Here is an 18,921-nt window from a genome sequence, read left to right on the forward strand (position 1 = left end):
GGGTCGTTCGTGGGCCGGTCAGCTGTCGCGGCGTCGGCGTCTGCCTCGGGGCTCGATCCGGACCAGGCCGCTTCGCGGATCGACGGTGGTGTCGATCGGCAGGCCGTAGACCTCGGACAGGTGCTCCCCGGTCAGCACCTCGGCGGGGGTACCGGTGGCGCGGACCCGGCCGAGGTGCAGCAGTACGACCTGGTCGGCGACGGTCGCGGCGTGGTTCAGGTCGTGCAGGACGATCCCCAGTGCCGTCCCGTGCCGGTCCGCCAGGTCGCGGACCAGGTCGAGGGTCTCGACCTGGTAGCGCAGGTCGAGATGGTTGGTCGGCTCGTCGAGCAGCAGCACGCCGGTGTCCTGGGCGAGGCAGGTGGCCAGCCAGACCCGTTGCAGTTCCCCGCCGGAGAGCTGGTCGACCGCCCGTACGGCCATCTCGGTCACGCCGGTGAGGGCCATCGCGTGGTCGATCGCGGCGCGGTCGGCCCCGTTCAGCGCGGCGAACCGGCGCCGGTGCGGGTGCCGGCCGAACGCGACGACGTCGCGTACGGCCAGGCCCGAGGGGTGCGGCCGGGACTGCGACAGCAGGGTGACCCGCCGGGCGAACTCACGGGCGGACAGCGGTGCGACGTCGCGCGGCTCGCCTTCGCCGGGATCGAGGCTGACCTGGCCGGACTCGACCTTGTGCAGTCGGGCGAGCGAGCGCAGCACGGTGGATTTGCCGCTGCCGTTGGGCCCGATCAGAGCGGTCACCACTGCGGGTCGCAGCCGTACCGACACGCCGTGCACGACGGTGGTGCGTTGGTAGCCGAGCACCAGGTCGTCGCCGCACAGGGCCATCGAGGTCACATTAGGAAAGGCTACCCTAAATCAAGATCATGACAAGATACCGGATGCCCCGGCCAGGGCCGGGACATTCGCGTCCGCGCGGTCGAACGCTCAGCCGACGCCGGTCAGTCGACCAGTCCGGTCAGCCGTGATGTGGGCAGGAGACTGTCCACACCGACGCCGTCGCCGCCACCGTCACCGGGCGGTTCCGGGCTGGTCGGGCTCGGCGACGGGGACGGGGACGTCGGCGTGGGGCTCGGCGTCTCCTCCTCGGGCTCGCGCGGCTGCGACACCACGATCTCCACCCGCGAGTTGACCTCGGCATCGCCGTCGTTGGGACTCTGGCTGGTGACCCGGCCGGCGTCGGCGGGATCCACCTCCTGCCCCGGGACGACCCGCGGATCGAAACCGGCGTTGTTCAGGATGGAGACCGCTTCGCTCTGGGTCTTCCCGACCACGTTGGGCACCTCGCGCAGGTTGTTGAGCGAGATCTCGACCACGACGGTGCTGCCCACCTCGACCGACTTGCCCTGGTCAGGCACGCTGACCACCTGGTCCTTGGGCAGCTTGCTGGAGACTTCCTGGAAGTCGGGAACGAGCCCGCGCTCTTCCAGGGCCGACTCGGCCCCGCCGCGGGTGAATCCCTCCAGGTCGGGTACCTGAACGGTGCCCGGACCGGCGCAGACGGTCAGGGCGACCTGTGTGCCGGTCTCCACTTCCCCCGGATCCGGCGATTGGCTCAACACCGTGTTGACGGTGCACTCGGGATCCTCGCGCGGGCTGACGTCGGCGCTCAGCCCGAGGTCGTTGATCTGACGCTGGGCCTGCTCGATCGGTTGGTTGACCAGGTTGGGTAGGCTGACCGTCGGGGGCGCGTCATCGCCGGAGGTCGCCCAGATCAGCCCGGTGGCCAGCGCGATCACCGCGAGCACACCGAGCGCGCTGAGCCCGGCGATCACCATCGGCGACGTCTTGCGTGGCGGCGGGCCGCCGACCCCGCCGGAAATGCGCTGGGTGGTCGCCGTGCGACCGGCCGACGCCATGGCGACCGTCTCGTCCTCGCGCAGCACCGGGGTGGCCAGCACCGGCCGACCGCTGGCCGCCCGCAGCAGGTCGGCGCGCATCTCGCCGGCACTCTGATAGCGGTTGAGCGGGTTCTTCGCGAGCGCCTTGAGCACGATCGCGTCGATCGGCGGGGTGACATCGCGGTTGATATCGCTCGGCGCCCGCGGATCCTCCCGTACGTGCTGGTAGGCGACGCTGACCGGGCTGTCCCCGACGAACGGCGGGTGACCGCAGAGCAGTTCGAACAGCACACAGCCGGCGGCGTACACGTCGGAGCGGGCGTCCACCGACTCGCCACGGGCCTGCTCCGGGGAGAGGTACTGGGCGGTGCCGATCACCGCGGAGGTCTGGGTCATCGTCGTGGCGCCGCTGGCCAACGCCCGAGCGATGCCGAAGTCCATCACCTTGACCTGGCTGTTCTGCGTCAACATCACGTTGCCGGGCTTGATGTCCCGGTGGATGATGCCGTGCCGGTGGCTGAACTCCAGAGCGGCGCAGATGTCGGCGCAGATCTCCAGGGCGCGGCGCGGGTTGAGCCGGCTCTCGACGGCCAGGACTTCCTTGAGGGTACGGCCGTTGACGAACTCCATGACGATGAACGGCAGCGTCTCGCCGGTCGGGGCGTACTCCTCCCCGGTGTCGTACACCGCGACGATCGCCGGGTGGTTGAGCGAGGCGGCGTTCTGCGCCTCGCGCCGGAACCGTTCCTGGAACGTCCGGTCACGGGCCAGGTCGGTGCGGAGCATCTTGATCGCGACGTCTCGGCCGAGCCGCAGGTCCCGGCCGCGATGGACCTCGGCCATGCCGCCATAGCCGAGCAACTCGCCGACCTGGTACCTGCCACCCAGCAGGCGGGCCTGCGCGGTCATCGTCCTCGTCGTCCTTCGCTCATCTGGTCGTATCCTACCGAGCCGGGACCTCCCGGCCTCTCTACCGACGGTACGGCGCTTGCGGTTGGTTCGACGTGCCCGGCACTCATCTGGTTCTCAGCCGTGACCATTTGCCCCGCCGGTGGCCGTGGGCCTGCGGCGTTGCCGTGCTCCTTGATGAAAGCTGTGATCAGCCCGGCGCAGAGCAGTACGACGATCGCGCCGAGGATGATCGCCAGCACGGTGAAGACCTGCCGGTTCAGGGATCGTGGCTGCTGTGGCGGGGCGGGCGGACGGTGGTAGGCGTACGGGTTGTGCGGTTGGTGGGGCGGCGGCAGTGGTTGCCGTACCGGTGTGGCAGGGCGATGGTATCCGGCCGGATACCCGCCCGGCATGACCGGCGCGGCACCGGGTCGGGCGGCTGGCGGCGATCCGGGATATGCCGGCGGTAGCGGTGGGCGGGCTGCCGGCGGCTGGCCGATCGGCGAGACCGGCGCACCGGAGGTGGGTCGTTGGACCCCGTGACCGGCGGGGGGCCGGGGCGGCTGGGTAGCGGGCGGCCGGGGCGGCTGGGTAGCGGGCGGCCCGGGCTGTTGCGCGACCGGTGGGCGGCCCTGGCCGGCGAGCGTGGTGGCGGCTTGGCGGGAAACGGCGGCCATCGCCGCCGCGGTCGGCCAACGCGCGGCCGGGTCCTTCGCGAGGGCCCGCTCGACGATGGTCCGGACGACCGGTGGGATGTCCGACGGCAGCGGTCGCGGCATCTCCCGTACGTGCTTCATAGCGATTTCGAGTGGATTGTCGCCTTCGAACGGCCGCCGGCCGGACAGGCACTGGTACGCCACCACGCCGAGCGCGTAGACATCCGACGCCGGCATGGCGACCGCTCCGGACGCCTGCTCCGGCGAGATGTACGAGGCGGTGCCGAGCACTGACCCGGCCGCCGTCAACTGCCCGACCAACTCCGAGCGGGCGATGCCGAAATCCGTCAGCACCAGCGTGCCGTTCGGCCGTACCAGCAGGTTTCCGGGTTTGACGTCGCGGTGCACGATGCCCTTGTCGTGGGCCGCCTGCAGCGCGTCGGCGGCCTGGGCGACCAGCGCCATGGTGCGGGCCGGGGTGAGCCGGCCGACCCGGGACAAGGTCCGCGACAGGGCGTCACCCTCGACGTACTCCATGACCAGGAACGCGATCTGCTGGTCGCTGCCGTAGTCGTAGACGTCGACCACACCGGGGTGGTTGATGGTGGCCATGGTGCGGGCCTCGCCCCGGAAGCGTTCGGCGAACCCCGGCTCCTCCAGCAACGCCGGCAGCAGGCTCTTGACCGCGACGGTACGGCCGAGTACCTCGTCGGTGCCGCGCCAGACGTCACCCATCCCGCCGCTGGCGATGCGCTCGTCGAGCCGGTAGCGGCCGCCGAGCAGAACTCCCGAACTCAGCATGTCATCGCCCCTCACGCTCGGCGATGACCGCCCGCATGATCTGGCCGGCGATCCGGGCCGCCTCACCGCTGCCGCCGCCACCAGCGCCCTCGAGCAGCACGCAGACGGCGGAGATCGGCTGGCCGTCGGACATCACGTAGCCGATGAACCAGCCGTGGTCGTCGGTCTGCCCGCCGGCCTCGGCGGTGCCGGTCTTGCCACCGACGGTGTACCCGTCGATACGGGCGTTGCCGCCGGTGCCGTTGCGCACCACACTGACCATCATCTCCTGCAGGTCGGCGGCGACCGACCCGCTGACCGGCCGGCGCAGCTCGCGCGGATCGGCGGTGTAGTAGCTGCTGGTGCGGTCCGGGCCGAGCAGCTGCTGGACGACGTACGGCCGCATCTGGCGGCCACCGTTGGCGACCGCCGCAGCGATCATCGCACCTTCCAGCGGGGTCATCCGGACGTTGTTCTGGCCGATCGACGACTGGGCCAGGGCGGCACCGTCCTCACTGCCGTCCGGATTGGCGATGTCGCCGGTACGGCTGGCCGCCACCGGCAGCCCGCTGTCCCCGCTGGTCCGCCCGACGATCAGCTCCTCGTCTTCGAAACCGAAGTCGCGGGCCATCTGCTTGACCGTCTCGGCGCCGAGTTCGACGCCGAGCTTGGCGAAGCCGGTGTTGCACGACTCGGTCAGCGCCTCGATCAGCGGCACCTGCTCCTCGGGGCAGATCGACGCGGCGGCGTTGCGGATGTCGGTGCCCGAGTCGGGGTGGCGGTAGACCGGGCCGGCTGAGATCTGGTCGTTGATGCCGACCCCGTTCTCCAGCGCGGCGGCGGCGACCACCACCTTGAAGGTGGATCCGGGTGGGAGGACCTCGCCCAGCGCCCGGTTGCGCAACGGGCTGTCGGGATCGGCCTCCAGCGCGTCGTACGCCTCCTGCGCGACGCCGGTGTCGTGGCTGGCCATCGGGTTGGGGTCGTAACTGGGCAGGGACACCAGTGCCTGGATGGCGCCGGTCCGCGGGTCGACCGCGACGGCGGCGCCCTGGCTGGTGCCGACCCGGTTCTCCACCAGCTGGCGGTACGCGGTTTCCTGTGCCCGGCGGTTGATGGTCAGCAGCACGTTGCCGCCGCCGGTCTGTTCCCCGGTGAACAGGTCCCGGACCCGGTCGGCGAACAGCTGGTCGCTGGTGCCGGCCAGAAACTCGTTCTCGGCGCGCTCGATGCCGGTCGCGGCCAGGTTGACCGGCTGGTAGCCGATCACGTGGGCGTACAGCTCGTTGTCCGGGTACGTACGCAGGAACTTGAGCTCGCCGCCGGTCTCGGTGCTGGTCGCCAGGGCCCGGCCGCCGGCCTCGACGTTGCCGCGTTGCCGGTCGTACTCGGCGACCTGGACCCGGCCGTTGTAGTCGCTGTTGCGGTACTCGTCGGCCTTGTAGCCCTGGACCCAGTTCAGGTTCGCGAAGAGCAGCCCGAACAGGACCATGATGACCACGCCGACCCGGCGCAGTGGGGCGTTCACCGGCGGATCACCTCCGTCGGAGCGCCGTGCAGCTGGGCCGGTGGGCCGGCCGGGGCACCGGGTGGACGGGCGTCGGCCCCGGCGACCGGCCGGCGACCGGCGTCCGAGATCCGCAGCAGCAGTGCGATGAGCAGCCAGTTGGCCATCAGCGAGGAACCGCCGGCGGACAGGAACGGGGTGGTCTGGCCGGTGAGCGGGATCAGCCCGCTGATCCCGCCGACGATCACGAAGACCTGCAGGGAGAGGGTGAACGCGAGACCGCCGGCGAGCAGCTTGCCGAAGGAGTCCCGGACGGCCAGCCCGGCCCGCAGCCCACGCTCGGCGATCAGCAGGTAGATCACCAGCAGCGCGGAGAGCCCGAACAGGCCGATCTCCTCACCGATGCCGGCGAAGATGAAGTCGTTGTGCACCTCGGGCACCTTGAGCGGCTGGCCGCCGCCGGGACCGGCGCCGAACAGCCCACCGGTGCCCAGCCCGAGCAGTCCCTGCACCAGCTGGTAGCCGTCGGAGTAGGGGTCGGAGAAGGGGTCCAGCCAGATGTTGGCCCGCTGGTAGAAGTTGTAGAACGGCCCGCCGACGATGCCACCCAGGTAGTACGCCAGGAATGCGCCGCCGAAGAACAGCAGCAGGCCGATGATCAACCAGCTGACCCGCTCGGTGGCGATGTACAGGGTGACCACGAACATGCCGAAGTAGAGCAGTGACGTACCGAGGTCCTTCTGGAACACCAGGACCATCACGCTGAGCAGCCAGACCACCAGCACCGGCCCGAGGTCGCGGCCACGCGGAAAGTCGATGCCGAGCACCCGACGGCTGGCCAGGGAGAGCACTTCGCGTTTGCGGACCAGGTAGTAGGCGAAGAACGACAGCAGGGCCAGCTTCGCGAACTCACCGGGCTGGATCGAGAAGCCACCGACCAGGATCCACAGCTTGGCACCGTTGACCTCGGAGTACCGGGCGGGCAGCACCGCCGGGATCATCACCAGCACGATCCCGGTCAGGCCGAGGGTGTACGCGTACCGGGCGATGAGCTGGTGATCGCGGATCAGCACCAGTAGCGCCGTGGCCAGCACCACCGCGGCCAGGGTCCAGGCCAGCTGCCGGCCGCCGGTGCCGGCGAAGATCGGGTAGTCCAGCCGTTCGGCCGCCGGTTCCCGGGCCAGGTCGTAGCGGCGCAGGAAGCCGACTCCGATGCCGTTGAGCAGTGCCACCGCCGGCAGCAGGGCCGGGTCGGCGTGCGGGGCGAAGAAGCGTACGGCCAGGTGCAGTCCGAAGAAGACCGCGCCGAGCACGGCGACCGGCACCCAGAACCCGGCCCGCAGGGTGCCGAGCACCGCCGCCTCGGTGGCTGCCGCGTAACTGGCGACCACGACCAGCGCGATCGCGAGCAGGCCGAGTTCGGCGTTGCGCCGCGTCCGCACCGAACGGATCCGCGGCATCTCACCGGTGATGGCCGGTGGTGGGGCGGACCCGACTGGTGCCGTCACTGGGTGTCCTTCACGTCGTTCGCCCCGGTCTCAGTCGACCGTCCGGCAGCCGGCCGGATTCGTCACCGGCGGTACCGGCTCGACCGGCGGCGCGTCCGGGGTGCTCTCCGGGGCGCCGACCGGCGACGGGGTGCCGGTGACGGCGGGGTCCGGCGAGCCGGTCGTTTCCAGCGACGGCGTGGGTGACGGGGTAGGCGACGGAGTCGGCGTCGGGCTCGGGGTCGGCGGGCAGGTCGGCTTGAGGTTGGGGTTGTCCGGCTCGTCGCGGGTCAACTCCAACAGATGCCGCTGCGCCTCCACCTCGTTGCTGGCATGGATGCCCCGCTTGACCCGGTCCTGCGCGGCCGACGTGAGATCGTCCAGCTCGGTGGCGCTGGTCTCGTACACGGTGGAGAGGCTGACCCCGGCGACCTCGCCGGGCATGCCCTGGAAAATGGCCAACTGGCCGTCGGTGGTCGCCCCGACGTAGTACTGGCGCTGGGTGTAGGTCCACCCGGCCCAGAGTCCGCCGCCGAGGATGCCGACCAGCACCACCAGGACGATCGCGGCGCGGACCGGCCGGCGGCGGGGCCGTTGCGGATCGTCGTCGAGACCCGGCTCACCGGCGTTGACCTGCTCCGGGGCCGCCGCCCGGGGGGCGGACAGCGCCGAGGCCCGCGCGGCGGGGGTGGAGTCGTCGGCGGCGGTGGCCATGCCGCGGTCACGGGCGGCGGCCCCGCCGACGATCGGTGCCTGTTCGAGGATGCTCTGATCGGAGGCGTCGGCGACGACCACGGTGATGTTGTCCGGCCCGCCACCGCGCAGCGCCAACTGCACCAGCCGCTCGACGCACTGGTTCGGATCGGGGTACTCACGCAGGGTGTCTGCGATGGTTTCCGCGCTGACCACGCCGGACAGGCCGTCGCTGCAGATCAGGTAGCGGTCGCCGGCCACCACCTGGCGGACGGAGTACTCCGGGTCGATGTCGCGGCCGTCCAACGCGCGGGTCAGCAGCGAGCGCTGCGGATGGCTGCTCGCCTCCTCGGCGCTGATCCGGCCCTCGTCGACCAGCATCTGGACGTACGTGTCGTCCTTGGTGATCTGGGCGAACTCGCCGTTGCGTAGCAGGTAGGCGCGCGAGTCACCGATGTGCACCATGCCGATCTTGCTGCCGGAGAACAGCGTGGCGGTCAGCGTGGTGCCCATCCCCTCCAAGTGGGGATTGGCGTCGACGGTGTCGCGTAGGTGTTGGTTGGCGAGGCCGACCGCGGAACGCAGGGCGTCGACCAGCGCGTCGCCCGGCACGTCCTCGTCGAGCGGGGCGAGGGCCCCGATGACAAGGTTGCTGGCGACGTCACCGGCGGCCATCCCGCCCATGCCGTCGGCCACGGCAAGCAGCCGCGGCCCGGCGTAGACGGAATCCTGGTTCCCGTCACGGATCAGCCCGCGGTCACTGTGGGCGGCGTAGCGCAGGGTCAGAGTCATGGCCGTAACTCAAGAGATGTGCGGCCGATGCGGATCGGCACGGCGAGGGGTACGGGGGTAGGTCCGGTGACCTTAGCGCGGTCGAGGTACGTCCCGTTAGTGGAACCCATGTCCTCGATGAACCACTGGCCGTCCCGGGGCATCAACCGGGCATGCCGGGCGGATGCGTAGTCGTCGGTGATCACCAGGGTAGAGTCCTCAGCCCGACCGATCGTGATCGGCGACTCACCCAAGGTGATCCGGGTGCCTGCCAGTTGCCCGGCGGTCACCACCAGCTGGTGTGCGGCCCGCCCTCGCTTGACCTTCGCCGGTCGGGCCGGTGCCGCGCCGCCGACACCGCGGGGTGCCGCGACCAGGCGACTGGATCGGGCCCCGGCGAACAGATCCCGGCGGATCACTCCGACCACCGTGAACACGAAGATCCACAGCAGTACGATGAAGCCGATCCGGGCGACGGCGACGACGAATTCGGGCAAGGCTAGCCATCCACTCGGAACGTGAGCGTGGTCGTCCCGAGCTGGATCATGTCACCGGGGTTGAGGGCCACCGCGGAGACCCGCTGCCCGTTGACCATGGTCCCGTTGGTGGAGCCGAGGTCGGTGAGCACAACCTGTGACCCGTCGAAGTCCAGTCGGGCGTGTCGCCGGGAGATGCCGACGTCGGGCAGGCGCAGGTTCGCCTGGTCGCCGCGGCCGATCACGGTCGAGCCCATCTGCAGCGGATAGGTCCGCCCGTCACCGGAGACCAGTCGGATGTTGCGTCCGCCGCCGTGGCCCTGCTGCGGGGGGCCGTACCCGCCGCCCTGTTGCTCGTAGGGCGAATAGCCGCCACCGCCCTGCCCGCCGGGCATGTCGTACGCCGGTTGCTGCACCGGAGCGACGTCGCCGCCGGTGAACACCTCGGCGGTGACCCGGAACATGCCGGTGTCCAGCCCGTCGCCACGCTCGATCTCCACGATGACGTCGCCGTACACCGTCCAGGCCTGCTCGCCGATGAACTCGGCCTGGGACTGGGCCAACTCCTGGGCAAGCGCCGCCGCGTACGGAGCCAGCCGGCTGTGATCGTATGGCGAGAGATCGATTACGTAGCGGTTGGGCACCAGCGTACGCCCACCGGCCAGGATCGCCTTGTGCGCCTCCGCCTCCCGCTGCATCGCGTTGAGGATCTCCACCGGGTGCACGACACCCTTGAACACCTTGGCGAAGGCCCCTTCGACTAGGCCTTCCAGACGCTTCTCGAAGCGTTGCAGCACGCTCACCGGCTCCTCCTCGGGTTCCGAGGACATGATGGTATCCGGCCGTCGCCCGTGCCACCCGCACGCCGATCGACCACTGGTCCCGGCCTGTCCCGAACGGCCGGCCCGCCCCGTGCTACTCTTCGCCAGGCATCGCGGGCGATATTCCGCTCGGGACCGCCAGGGACAGCGTAATATGTCCCGGCACCTGCCAACGGGTGGGTCCGACCGACACCCCGCCGGGATCGGTCCGACCGGTCCGGGCTAGTCTCAACCGACTGTCCCGGGCAGCGTCCGGGGAAGTGGCGGAATGGCAGACGCGCACGGTTCAGGTCCGTGTGCCCGAAAGGGCGTGGGGGTTCAACTCCCCCCTTCCCCACCAGCGGTACGAGCGGGTTTCCCGCTCGTACCCTCTCATGCAGCGACAGAAGGCTCCGCCGTCGGCGGAGCCTTCTGCACATCCTGTCCGGATATGCTCTTGATCGTTCTCTCCACCCCCCAGCTCAGGAGTGTCGTGTGAGCGTCGCGTTGGTAACCGGGTCCGGCGGTCTGATCGGATCGGAGGCGGCCCGACACTTCGCCGGGCTCGGCCTGGACGTGGTCGGCATCGACAACGACATGCGCCGGGAGTTCTTCGGCGCCGAGGCCTCCACCGCCTGGAACGTCGAGACGCTGCGGCGTGACCTCGGCGCGGCGTACACCCATCAGGCCGTCGACATCCGCGACCGGGACGCCCTCGCGGGCCTGTTCCGCCGCTACGCGGACGACATCGCCGTGGTGATCCACACCGCCGCCCAGCCGTCGCACGACTGGGCGGTGCGCGACCCGTTCACCGACTTCGACGTCAACGCCGGTGGCACGCTGAACGTGCTGCAGAACGTGCGGGAGCACTGCCCGCAGGCACCGGTGATCCACTGCTCGACCAACAAGGTGTACGGCGACCGGCCGAACAGCCTGCCGCTGGTCGAGCAGGAGACCCGCTGGGAGATCGCGCCGGAGCACCCGTACGCCGGGGGGATCACCGAGGACATGCCGATCGACGCCTGCCTGCACTCGGTGTTCGGCGCGTCGAAGGTCGCCGCCGACGTGATGGTGCAGGAGTACGGCCGCTACTTCGGCATCCGTACCGCCTGTTTCCGGGGCGGCACGCTGACCGGGCCGGCGCACTCGGCGACCGAGCTGCACGGCTTCCTCGGCTACCTGATGCGATGCAACATGGAGCGGCGCACCTACAAGATCTTCGGGTACGGCGGCAAGATGGTGCGCGACGCGATCCACAGCCACGACGTGGTCTCCGCCTTCGAGGCGTTCTTCCGCGACCCGCGCCCGGCCGCGGTCTACAACCTCGGCGGCGGCCGGCACTCCAACTGCTCGCACCTGGAGGCGTTCGCGCTCGCCGAGCAGATCACCGGGCAGCAGATGATCACCGAGTACCAGGAGGCCAACCGGGTCGGCGACCACCAGTGGTGGATTGGATCCAACGCGGCTTTCCAGCGTGACTACCCTGGCTGGAAGCAGATCTACGACGTGCCGATGATCCTGCAGGAGATCTACCAGGCCAACGTCGACAAGTGGGTGCCCCAGAGATGATCGACAAGGGCAAACGCAACGTCCTCGGTGTGCTGGTCGACGCGGTCGACTACGACGCGGCGACGCGGCGGGTGGTCGAGGCCGCCCGGCACCGCCGGCCGCTGGCGCTGACCGCGCTCGCGGTGCACGGGGTGATGACCGGTGTGCTGGACCCGGCACACAACGCCCGACTCAACGCGTTCGACCTGGTCACCCCGGACGGCCAGCCGGTGCGCTGGGGGCTCAACCTGCTGCACGGTGCCGGGCTGACCGACCGGGTGTACGGCCCGACCCTGACCCTGCTGGTGCTGCGCCGCTGCGCCGAGGAAGGTCTGCCGGTCTACCTGTACGGCTCGACCGAGGCCACCCTGTCCCGCCTGGTGCCGCAGCTGGAGCAGCAGTTCCCGGCGTTGAAGATCGCCGGCGTCGAGCCGTCGAAGTTCCGGCCGGTCCGCCCCGGTGAGGACGCCGAGATCGCGGAGCGGATCCGCGACTCCGGCGCCCGGCTGGTGCTGGTCGGGCTGGGCTGCCCGCGCCAGGAGATCTTCACGTACGCGATGCGCCCGCTGCTGGACATGCCGCTGATGGCGGTCGGTGCCGCCTTCGACTACCACGCCGGGCTGCTGCGCCGCCCGCCCGAGTGGATGCAGCGGCGCGGCCTGGAGTGGCTGTGGCGCCTCGGCCTGGAGCCGAAACGGCTGTGGCGCCGCTACGTGATCCTCAACCCGGCGTATCTGAGCCGGCTCGGCGCGCAGAAGCTGGGCATGTGGCAAGCCACCCCACCGCCGAGCGCCACCGACCGCCCAGCCGACTTCACCGTCTGACCTGGGTTCGCCGTCTGACCCGGCTGGAAACGCTGTCGCGGACGCCGCGCTGAGCTGTCGCCAGGCAGAACGTTTCGCGAGTTGAGGGCTGACGCACGTTATTTTCGCGTTTAACGTGCGTCAGCCCTCAACTCGCGCACGGGATGGCGGGCTGCCGCGCATCGAGCAGCTACATGTACTGGGCGGCGGTCTGCTCGACTTCGCGGACGAACTCCTCCAGCTCGGCCTCGGTCCACTCCTGGTCCTGCAACAGCGTTCCGAGGATCACGATCTGCGCCGAGAAGGCTACGTCCGGAGCGATGTCATCAAGCAGGTCCGCTTCGCCGAGGACTGCTCGGATCATGCCCTCCATCGCCAGGGCGGGCAGCTGATGGCCGTCCGCGTACCGCTGCCGGGTCGTAGCGACGAAGGTGGCGATCTGCTGCAGGTCGGGTGTCTCGCCGAAGCGTCGTTGCACCGCGACGAAGAAGGCAGCGGTGTTGGTCTGCGGCCCTTCTCGTAGCCCTTTGTCGCCGACCTCGGCGAGGAGCCGATCGGCTGTGCCCCAGTCTCCCCGGGCCATGGCACGGATCAGGTCACTGAGTTTCTGGTCGGCGCTCACGTTTCAAGTACCTCGCTATCTGCTCGCGTGCGACGTTCACCGCACGGTTGACCGTGATGCCGGCGATCAGCCCGAGGATGAGGATATGGCCACCGGCCTCCGGTGAGTCGATCCGGACAGGATGGGTTGGGTTGGAACGACAGCGCTCGGCATGCCGGTGTGGCTGGTCTGTGCGCCGCTCGGGCCGCGTGGACCGCCGAGGACGCGGATCGCTTCTTGGCCCAGCTCAACCATGCCTTTGCCGGTGTCCTGTACATCTTCAGACTTGCGCGCCATCTTGTTGAAAAAGCTGCCGACGCCTCGGCGGGCGTCGGAGCGGCGGGTGGTGTCGGCGAGGAGTTCTTCGCCGGTCGGGCCGGTGAGCGTGGGTTCGGTGGGTGCCGAGCCGGGGGCGATACGGTTTGGCGTAGGCGTTGAGGTATCCGACGGCCTCCATGAGCAGGCGGGCGACCTTTCCTGCCTTGTCTGCGGCGGTCTTCCACTCGGTGGTGGCGTTGGTGACAGCGTGCGCCGACGCTCCGGCGCTCGCGGCGGAAAGGGACTGGTGCGCGTCGATCACTTCCTGCTGAGCGCGCAGGGCCGTCGCGGCGGCCGAGCTGAGACCGGTCGATGCCCGAGCGAGCTGCGCGATGACCTCGGGGACCGTACCGGCCATCACAAACCCGTGCGGTACGTGTCGACCAGTTCGATCCCCGCGTCCAGTCGGGCGACGGTCAGCTCGATCTCGCGGAGCGCGGACGTGGCCTCGGTCAGGGCGTCGGTAGCCAGTTCATGGTTACTGCCCTGACAGGTGTAGGTCGCCAACTCCAAGGCCTCGCCCGCTGCCGCAGCCGCCTGTCGCAAGGTGTTCCTGCCGCTGCGGGCGCTCTCCAGGCTCTTGCCCAGCTGAGCCTTGACCTCGTCGACGCTCACCGAGCCAGCCTCCCCGGTCGCGGAGCAGCCTCGCCTGAAGGTCGCTCACGTTCGTCAGGTACGTCCGACCATAGTCGACAAGCTACAGACCGGCGACCCTGCGCGACGAATATCGGTCACCCAGGGTGGTGTCGCTGCGGTCCGTCGGGCCTCGTTGTCGACTACCGGCTCTACCGAGGTAGGTACAGGGGCAAGCACGCCCGCTGATTTCGGGCGGCGTCCGGCGACCGGCCGCCCCATCCGTTGGCGGTCCAAGTCGGCGATGTTGAGGACGGGCGTTACTGAGCCCCCAGCCGCTTCCTCGGCGCGCGGATTCGCCGATGAGAGCGCGTCGGCCGGCACAGCGCAATGCGTTTGATGCACCATACTCAGACGTGGAAGTGTGTCGTCCATGGCTTCGCCGATTGCAATGGACACTGAGGGGAACGAGCTCCTGGATTTCCGCGTGGGACCCGAGCAGGATCTCGAGCGACTCGACCCCCATATTCCACTTCCTCTGTCCCTAGTAGTAGGCCAGCATCAGGGTTGTACGCTCCTTGTCTTCAACCGCTGGCGCAGGCAGTGGGAGCTACCCGGCGGCATGATAGATCGCGGCAAAACGCCTAGGGAGGCGGCGGTACGTGAGTTCGCCGAGGAAACCGGCCAGGACGCGCCGGTCATCGCCTACAGTGGCCTTGCCACGTTCCGGCTGAAGCCGGACAACCGCCTGGAGTATGCGGCGGTTTTCACAGCCGCACTCATCGGCCGCGCGCCGTTTGAACCCAATGACGAAGTAGACGCCATCCGATGGTGGGACGGTTCAGATATACCGAACCTGGCAGTGCTCGATGCCGAAATCTGCCGAATTACTGCAGCGCCGACGACAGTTCGGTGACGAATAGAACGTCCGGTCATGCCGCAAACCGTTCGCTACGCAGCGTAGCCTCTGTTGGCTTCCGCCCCGCCCGGACCTGCAGAGAACAGCGCACCTGATCGTGCGGGCACGAAAGGGCTCGACGGCAATTTTCTGTCTCGGCAGTTGGCCAGGCGGTTGCACCCATCTGAATCGTCTCGGCGCCCGACCAGGCCGCTGGACGCTGGACGCTGGACGCTGGACGCCGAAGTCAAGGGCAGTCAGTAATGCAGCATAAGGCCGACGAAGCAAAGTCCGGCAATGGCAGACAGGAGTAGCGGGACGCCCACGCTCATGATCCTACGTATCACCAGGACGGCACCCGACAGCGTCATCGCGGCAGCGAAAGCCAAGCCGTACCAGAAGCGATCCTGGATGTCCGCGAGATGAACCTGTTCTGTGTAGCCACGTCTTGCTCGGCCAAGCGAGTCCACAACCGGACCGCCGTTCATCCAGAACCACAACGCGATGTCACCAGCGACTCCTATCGCAAGCCCCAGGAGCACCCCGCCAAGAACCGAGGGCGCTGCTTCCCGTGGTCCCAGCTGCGGGTCCGACACGCCCCATCACCTCATCGACACATCTCGACTATCCGTGTCTGACGATAGAAGGGGCCACCAGGCGGCGGCAAGGTCGCCTGAGCGTACGGAACGCAGTCGGCAGCGTCCGGATCTCCCACAAAGCGCTCGTCACCGAGGGTGACGTCAGCGCCGGCCGCCGGTGTCCGAGTGCGCCGATGAGCGTGCGCGCGGAGATGTTCCGGCGAGACTACGATCACCGGCCATGGCGGTACGGGTACGGCGTCGTTCGGGCCTATGGTGGACGGCGGCGATCGTGGCCGTCGTACTGCTCGTCTGCTGGTCCGCAAACGTGTCCTTGAAGGCTTCCGCCCGGGACGAACGGCGTAAGGCGGACCAGAGCCTCGCAACCTACCTCGGGCTCATCGTGGCGGGCGATCACGCCGAAGCCCGGCTGATGCTCTGCGGCGAAGACGACGTGGTCCTCGCCCGGCTCGACGATACAGAGCTGACGGCCTGGACGGAGCACGGCATCAGATCCTTCGCCGTATCGGGAACCCGGCCCTGGTCCTCGATCGTCGACGGTCACGGGACGGTCTACGGCATCAATCTCACGTTCGCCACGGGAGCGACGGCCACCATCGACGTGATCGTGGAGATCATCGGCGGTGAACCATGCATCGGCACGAAGCTCCCCATCTGAATCAGTCCGGCCACGAGGGAAGGCAGGACGCTCAACCACTCATACCGCCGGTGACGCTCACCCGATCCCTACCAACAAGCCGCTGAGACGCTGAGCACCGTGCCCTGCGGTGCCCGCCGCAGTTGTGGTAGAGCGCTACAACCACTGCTCATCGATGTTGCCGGCGTACAGGTAGGCGATGCGGTAGGCCGACCGCGCGAACAACCCCCTCCCCCGAGTACACGACGGCCAGCAGACCCAGCCGGGTACCACCAGCCGTTCGCGATACCACAAACCTCTACGACCGGTTGCATGGCGGTCAGGTCGAGCTGGTCGACGGCAGAACCGGTCAGCCGGGTCACGGTGTCCGCGACGTCCATTGCCGCATACGCCAAGGCCAGGGCCCCAACCCAGCCGTCGATGCTGCTAGGCAACGGGACCCACCGATCATGATCGCCACCGGCGATACCGAACGTGCCGTCCGGACCAATCAGGAACGAGTACGGCACAGCGGTGCGTTGCGGTCCGGCCTCTAAAACCCCCTCTGGGGAAGCAAACGCGCCTTTCCCGCTCCGGCGTGTCCACGGTGAGCATCCGAGGGCCTGCGGCATCCTCGGGCATGCCCTGCGTGGACGGCAGGACAAGGCCACCCCATCGGACCCGACACCCATCGATGCGATCAATGACCTGGTCAGGAATCTGCGCCTCCTGCCACTTACGACGAAATTAACTCACCGGAGGCACGTCGAGCCACACTCCGTGAACAGCGACGAACGATCGCGCCCGGCTGCTCAAACCGGACGGCGGCCGACGCAAAACGCCACACATGCGCATGCTAACGACACCGGAGGCAGTCGGCCGGTCGGCTGGCAACGTCGGACTTTCCTCCGGCACCTGGCTTTCACAGGTCGTCGGGCAGGATCCGGAAAGCCGCATGGCTGCTCAACGGGCGGATGGCTCGGAAGTCCCGCCGGTCCAGCGTCACCACCGCATCTGTCTCGTACTGCTCGGCAAGCACGACGTTCACCGCGTCGGCGAGATCCAGCCTCAGCGCCGCGTACTGCGACTGGACTGTGCGGGCCCTGCGCAGCGCGGTCGCGGTCACCTCCGGGACCAGAACCCGAAGATTCCGTTCCTGACCCAGCAGCCAGTCCTGCACGGCATGCGCCGCCTTACGGTCCACGTTCCGGGTGATCATGTGCTCGACCTCCGCGAACACCAACGATGAGATCACCACGCCGACGCCCCGGCCAAAGCCCTGCGCGCAGCAGCATGCTCGGGATCGTCGATGTTGAACGCGGCCACTAGGCCAGAGGTGTCACCGACAACGATTATGCAGCGTGGTCGGCTGATCCATATTTGCGATCCGTAGCCTCCGCGACCGCTGCCCGCACGTCGTCGTCGCTCACTGGCCCTCCGAAACCGATCTCCGGTATGTCCCAGTCGCCCGACCAACGACGCGCCCGCAGCGCCGCGATACGGAACGCCTCCCGGAAGTACTCCGACTCCGGACGACCTTCCCTCGCCGCAGCCTCCTTGATGACCCTCAGATCGTCCTCGTCGACCATCACTGTCGTCTTCTTCAGCGCCATATGATTATGGTTCCTCAACCAGCAGGTGCGAGGACTTCCGCGATCCGGGTCCGCGCGGCTACATGTACTGGGCGGCGGTCTGCTCGACTTCGCGGACGAACTCCTCCAGCTCGGCCTCGCTCCACTCCCGGTCCTGCAACAGCGTGCCGAGCACGGCGATCTGCATCGAGAAGGCGGTTTCCGCGTCGATGTCGTCGATCAGGTCCGGCTCGCCGAGGGCTGCTCGGATCATGCCTTCCATCGCCAGGGCGGAGAACTGCTCGCCTTGCTCGTAGCGCCTCCTCGTGTCAGCAACAAATGAGGCAACTGCCCGAGGATCGTCTGACGAGCCGAACCTGCGGTTGACGGCGATCGCGAACGCCGCTCCAATGGTCTGACTGCCCCCAGCCCAGCCGAGCCGGTTGAGCTCGGCCAGGTGTCGATCAACCGATCCCCAGTCCTGCCTGGCCATCGCCCGGATGAGGTCACTCAGCTCTTGTCTTGCGACCATTTCTTCCGCAACCTCGCTATCTGCCTGCTGGCTATCTGGCCCGTCTTGTGGATCGCGATACCCGCTACCAGGCCGACAACGACCAGGTTGCCGGCGGCGTCGGCGGCGTCGATGCGGGTCGGCGTGGCATGGACGATCGAAGGAGAGGTGGTGCCTGCCGATTGCGTGCCCCCGCTGCCGGCTGGCGTACGGATTACCTGCGTGACCTTCTCCGCCACCTCGCCCATGGTCTTGGCACTGTCCTGGACGTCCTCTGACTTGCGCGCAAGCCTACCGAGGAAGCCACCGACGTTACGCTGTGCCTCGGAGCGCTTGGTGGTGTCGGCGAGGAGTTCTTCGCCGGTCGGGCCGGTGAGCGTAGGTTCGGTGGGTGCCGAGCCGGGGGCGATACGGTTGGCGTAGGCGTTGAGGTGCCCGACGGCCTCCATGAGCAGGCGTGCGACCTTTCCTGCCTTGTCTGCGGCGGTCTTCCACTCGGCGGTGGCGTTCCTGACAGCGCGCGCCGACGCTCCGGCGCTCGCGGCGGAAAGGGACTGGTGCGCGTCGATCACTTCCTGTTGGGCACGCAGGGCCGTCGCGGCGGCCGAGCTGAGACCGGTCGATGCCCGAGCGAGCTGCGCGATGACTTCGGCGACCGTCCCAGCCATCACAAACCCGTGCGGTACGTGTCGACCAGTTCCTCACCGACGTCCAGTCGGGCGATCGCCAACTTGATCTCGCGGAGCGCGGACGTGGCCTCGGTCAGGGCGTCGGTAGCCAGTTCATGGTTACTGCCCTGACAGGTGTAAGTCGCCAACTCCAGGGCCTCGCCCGCTGCAGCGGCCGCCTGTTGCAACGTGTTCCTGCCGCTACGGGCGCTCTCCAGGCCCTTGCCCAGTTGAGCCTTGACTTCGTCGACGCTCACCGAGCCGGCCTCCCCGGTCGCCGAGCCGCCGTACCGGAAGGCGACTCACGTTCGTC

At 68.7% G+C, this 18,921-nt stretch carries 20 protein-coding genes and 1 tRNA gene; 5 read left to right on the plus strand and 16 right to left on the minus strand.

Going from position 1 to position 18,921, the window contains the following annotated elements:
• Positions 1-18 precede the first annotated feature (18 nt).
• The 8 genes from ACN27F_RS18695 to ACN27F_RS18730 form a co-directional block, all read right to left on the minus strand.
• Positions 19-828 carry an ABC transporter ATP-binding protein gene (locus ACN27F_RS18695; protein WP_421440300.1) on the minus strand — a complete coding sequence of 270 codons (810 nt, stop codon included), beginning with the start codon at positions 826-828 and terminating at the stop codon, positions 19-21.
• A gap of 113 nt (positions 829-941) precedes the next feature.
• Positions 942-2,750, minus strand: coding sequence for a Stk1 family PASTA domain-containing Ser/Thr kinase (gene pknB / locus ACN27F_RS18700; RefSeq protein ID WP_421435089.1), 1,809 nt, complete (start codon positions 2,748-2,750; stop codon positions 942-944).
• Entirely contained in the window at positions 2,747-4,189 is a 1,443-nt protein-coding gene (locus tag ACN27F_RS18705; RefSeq protein WP_421435091.1) for a serine/threonine-protein kinase, read from the minus strand. Before ACN27F_RS18705 ends, pknB begins: the two co-directional genes overlap by 4 nt.
• Before the next feature lies 1 nt (position 4,190).
• On the minus strand, positions 4,191-5,696 hold the full coding sequence (locus ACN27F_RS18710) for a penicillin-binding transpeptidase domain-containing protein (RefSeq protein ID WP_421435094.1): 1,506 nt from the start codon (positions 5,694-5,696) through the stop codon (positions 4,191-4,193).
• On the minus strand, positions 5,693-7,135 hold the full coding sequence (locus ACN27F_RS18715; protein ID WP_421440301.1) for an FtsW/RodA/SpoVE family cell cycle protein: 1,443 nt from the start codon (positions 7,133-7,135) through the stop codon (positions 5,693-5,695). Before ACN27F_RS18715 ends, ACN27F_RS18710 begins: the two co-directional genes overlap by 4 nt.
• A gap of 78 nt (positions 7,136-7,213) precedes the next feature.
• Entirely contained in the window at positions 7,214-8,647 is a 1,434-nt protein-coding gene (locus ACN27F_RS18720; protein ID WP_421435096.1) for a PP2C family protein-serine/threonine phosphatase, read from the minus strand.
• The gene (locus tag ACN27F_RS18725; protein WP_421435099.1) at positions 8,644-9,123 is read right to left on the minus strand and encodes an FHA domain-containing protein FhaB/FipA; all 480 of its coding nucleotides are present in this window, start codon (positions 9,121-9,123) and stop codon (positions 8,644-8,646) included. The genes ACN27F_RS18720 and ACN27F_RS18725 overlap by 4 nt, the downstream gene beginning before the upstream one ends.
• Before the next feature lie 2 nt (positions 9,124-9,125).
• The gene (locus ACN27F_RS18730; RefSeq protein ID WP_421435101.1) at positions 9,126-9,932 is read right to left on the minus strand and encodes an FhaA domain-containing protein; all 807 of its coding nucleotides are present in this window, start codon (positions 9,930-9,932) and stop codon (positions 9,126-9,128) included.
• A 245-nt stretch (positions 9,933-10,177) separates the two neighbouring features.
• Here ACN27F_RS18730 and ACN27F_RS18735 point away from each other — a divergent pair.
• The 3 genes from ACN27F_RS18735 (at position 10,178) to ACN27F_RS18745 (ending at position 12,274) form a co-directional block, all read left to right on the plus strand.
• A tRNA-Leu gene (locus ACN27F_RS18735) sits at positions 10,178-10,263 on the plus strand.
• Between the two features lie 134 nt (positions 10,264-10,397).
• Positions 10,398-11,471, plus strand: coding sequence for an NAD-dependent epimerase/dehydratase family protein (locus tag ACN27F_RS18740; RefSeq protein WP_421435103.1), 1,074 nt, complete (start codon positions 10,398-10,400; stop codon positions 11,469-11,471).
• The gene (locus ACN27F_RS18745) at positions 11,468-12,274 is read left to right on the plus strand and encodes a WecB/TagA/CpsF family glycosyltransferase (RefSeq protein ID WP_421440302.1); all 807 of its coding nucleotides are present in this window, start codon (positions 11,468-11,470) and stop codon (positions 12,272-12,274) included. Before ACN27F_RS18740 ends, ACN27F_RS18745 begins: the two co-directional genes overlap by 4 nt.
• A gap of 169 nt (positions 12,275-12,443) precedes the next feature.
• Here ACN27F_RS18745 and ACN27F_RS18750 read toward each other — a convergent pair whose 3' ends face one another.
• On the minus strand, positions 12,444-12,875 hold the full coding sequence (locus ACN27F_RS18750; RefSeq protein WP_421435105.1) for a hypothetical protein: 432 nt from the start codon (positions 12,873-12,875) through the stop codon (positions 12,444-12,446).
• Positions 12,876-13,529: 654 nt separating this feature from the next.
• On the minus strand, positions 13,530-13,787 hold the full coding sequence (locus ACN27F_RS18755) for a hypothetical protein (RefSeq protein WP_421435107.1): 258 nt from the start codon (positions 13,785-13,787) through the stop codon (positions 13,530-13,532).
• 391 nt (positions 13,788-14,178) lie between these two features.
• Here ACN27F_RS18755 and ACN27F_RS18760 point away from each other — a divergent pair, with 391 nt between their 5' ends.
• A complete protein-coding gene (locus tag ACN27F_RS18760; RefSeq protein WP_421435109.1) occupies positions 14,179-14,661 on the plus strand; it encodes an NUDIX hydrolase in 483 nt (160 codons plus the stop codon).
• A gap of 239 nt (positions 14,662-14,900) precedes the next feature.
• On the opposite strand, the gene ACN27F_RS18765 is transcribed toward ACN27F_RS18760, so the two are convergent.
• Positions 14,901-15,239: a hypothetical protein gene (locus ACN27F_RS18765; protein ID WP_421435112.1), complete on the minus strand. Its 339-nt coding sequence runs from the start codon at positions 15,237-15,239 to the stop codon at positions 14,901-14,903.
• Between the two features lie 274 nt (positions 15,240-15,513).
• On the opposite strand from ACN27F_RS18765, the gene ACN27F_RS18770 reads away from it, so the two are divergent.
• Positions 15,514-15,900 carry a hypothetical protein gene (locus ACN27F_RS18770; RefSeq protein WP_421435115.1) on the plus strand — a complete coding sequence of 129 codons (387 nt, stop codon included), beginning with the start codon at positions 15,514-15,516 and terminating at the stop codon, positions 15,898-15,900.
• An 880-nt stretch (positions 15,901-16,780) separates the two neighbouring features.
• On the opposite strand, the gene ACN27F_RS18775 is transcribed toward ACN27F_RS18770, so the two are convergent.
• The 5 genes from ACN27F_RS18775 to ACN27F_RS18795 all read right to left on the minus strand — a co-directional run bounded on the left by ACN27F_RS18775 (position 16,781) and on the right by ACN27F_RS18795 (position 18,865).
• Positions 16,781-17,113: a PIN domain-containing protein gene (locus tag ACN27F_RS18775; RefSeq protein WP_421435118.1), complete on the minus strand. Its 333-nt coding sequence runs from the start codon at positions 17,111-17,113 to the stop codon at positions 16,781-16,783.
• Positions 17,114-17,210: 97 nt separating this feature from the next.
• Positions 17,211-17,471: a ribbon-helix-helix protein, CopG family gene (locus ACN27F_RS18780; protein ID WP_421435120.1), complete on the minus strand. Its 261-nt coding sequence runs from the start codon at positions 17,469-17,471 to the stop codon at positions 17,211-17,213.
• 58 nt (positions 17,472-17,529) lie between these two features.
• Positions 17,530-17,961 carry a hypothetical protein gene (locus ACN27F_RS18785; protein WP_421435122.1) on the minus strand — a complete coding sequence of 144 codons (432 nt, stop codon included), beginning with the start codon at positions 17,959-17,961 and terminating at the stop codon, positions 17,530-17,532.
• Complete coding sequence (locus tag ACN27F_RS18790; protein ID WP_421435125.1) at positions 17,940-18,608, minus strand: hypothetical protein; 669 nt, start codon at positions 18,606-18,608, stop codon at positions 17,940-17,942. The genes ACN27F_RS18785 and ACN27F_RS18790 overlap by 22 nt, the downstream gene beginning before the upstream one ends.
• A complete protein-coding gene (locus ACN27F_RS18795; protein WP_421435128.1) occupies positions 18,608-18,865 on the minus strand; it encodes a hypothetical protein in 258 nt (85 codons plus the stop codon). Before ACN27F_RS18795 ends, ACN27F_RS18790 begins: the two co-directional genes overlap by 1 nt.
• Positions 18,866-18,921: the final 56 nt, after the last annotated feature.

Source organism: Solwaraspora sp. WMMB335, from assembly GCF_049179075.1.
In the GTDB taxonomy this organism is placed as follows: Bacteria; Actinomycetota; Actinomycetes; order Mycobacteriales; family Micromonosporaceae; genus Micromonospora_E.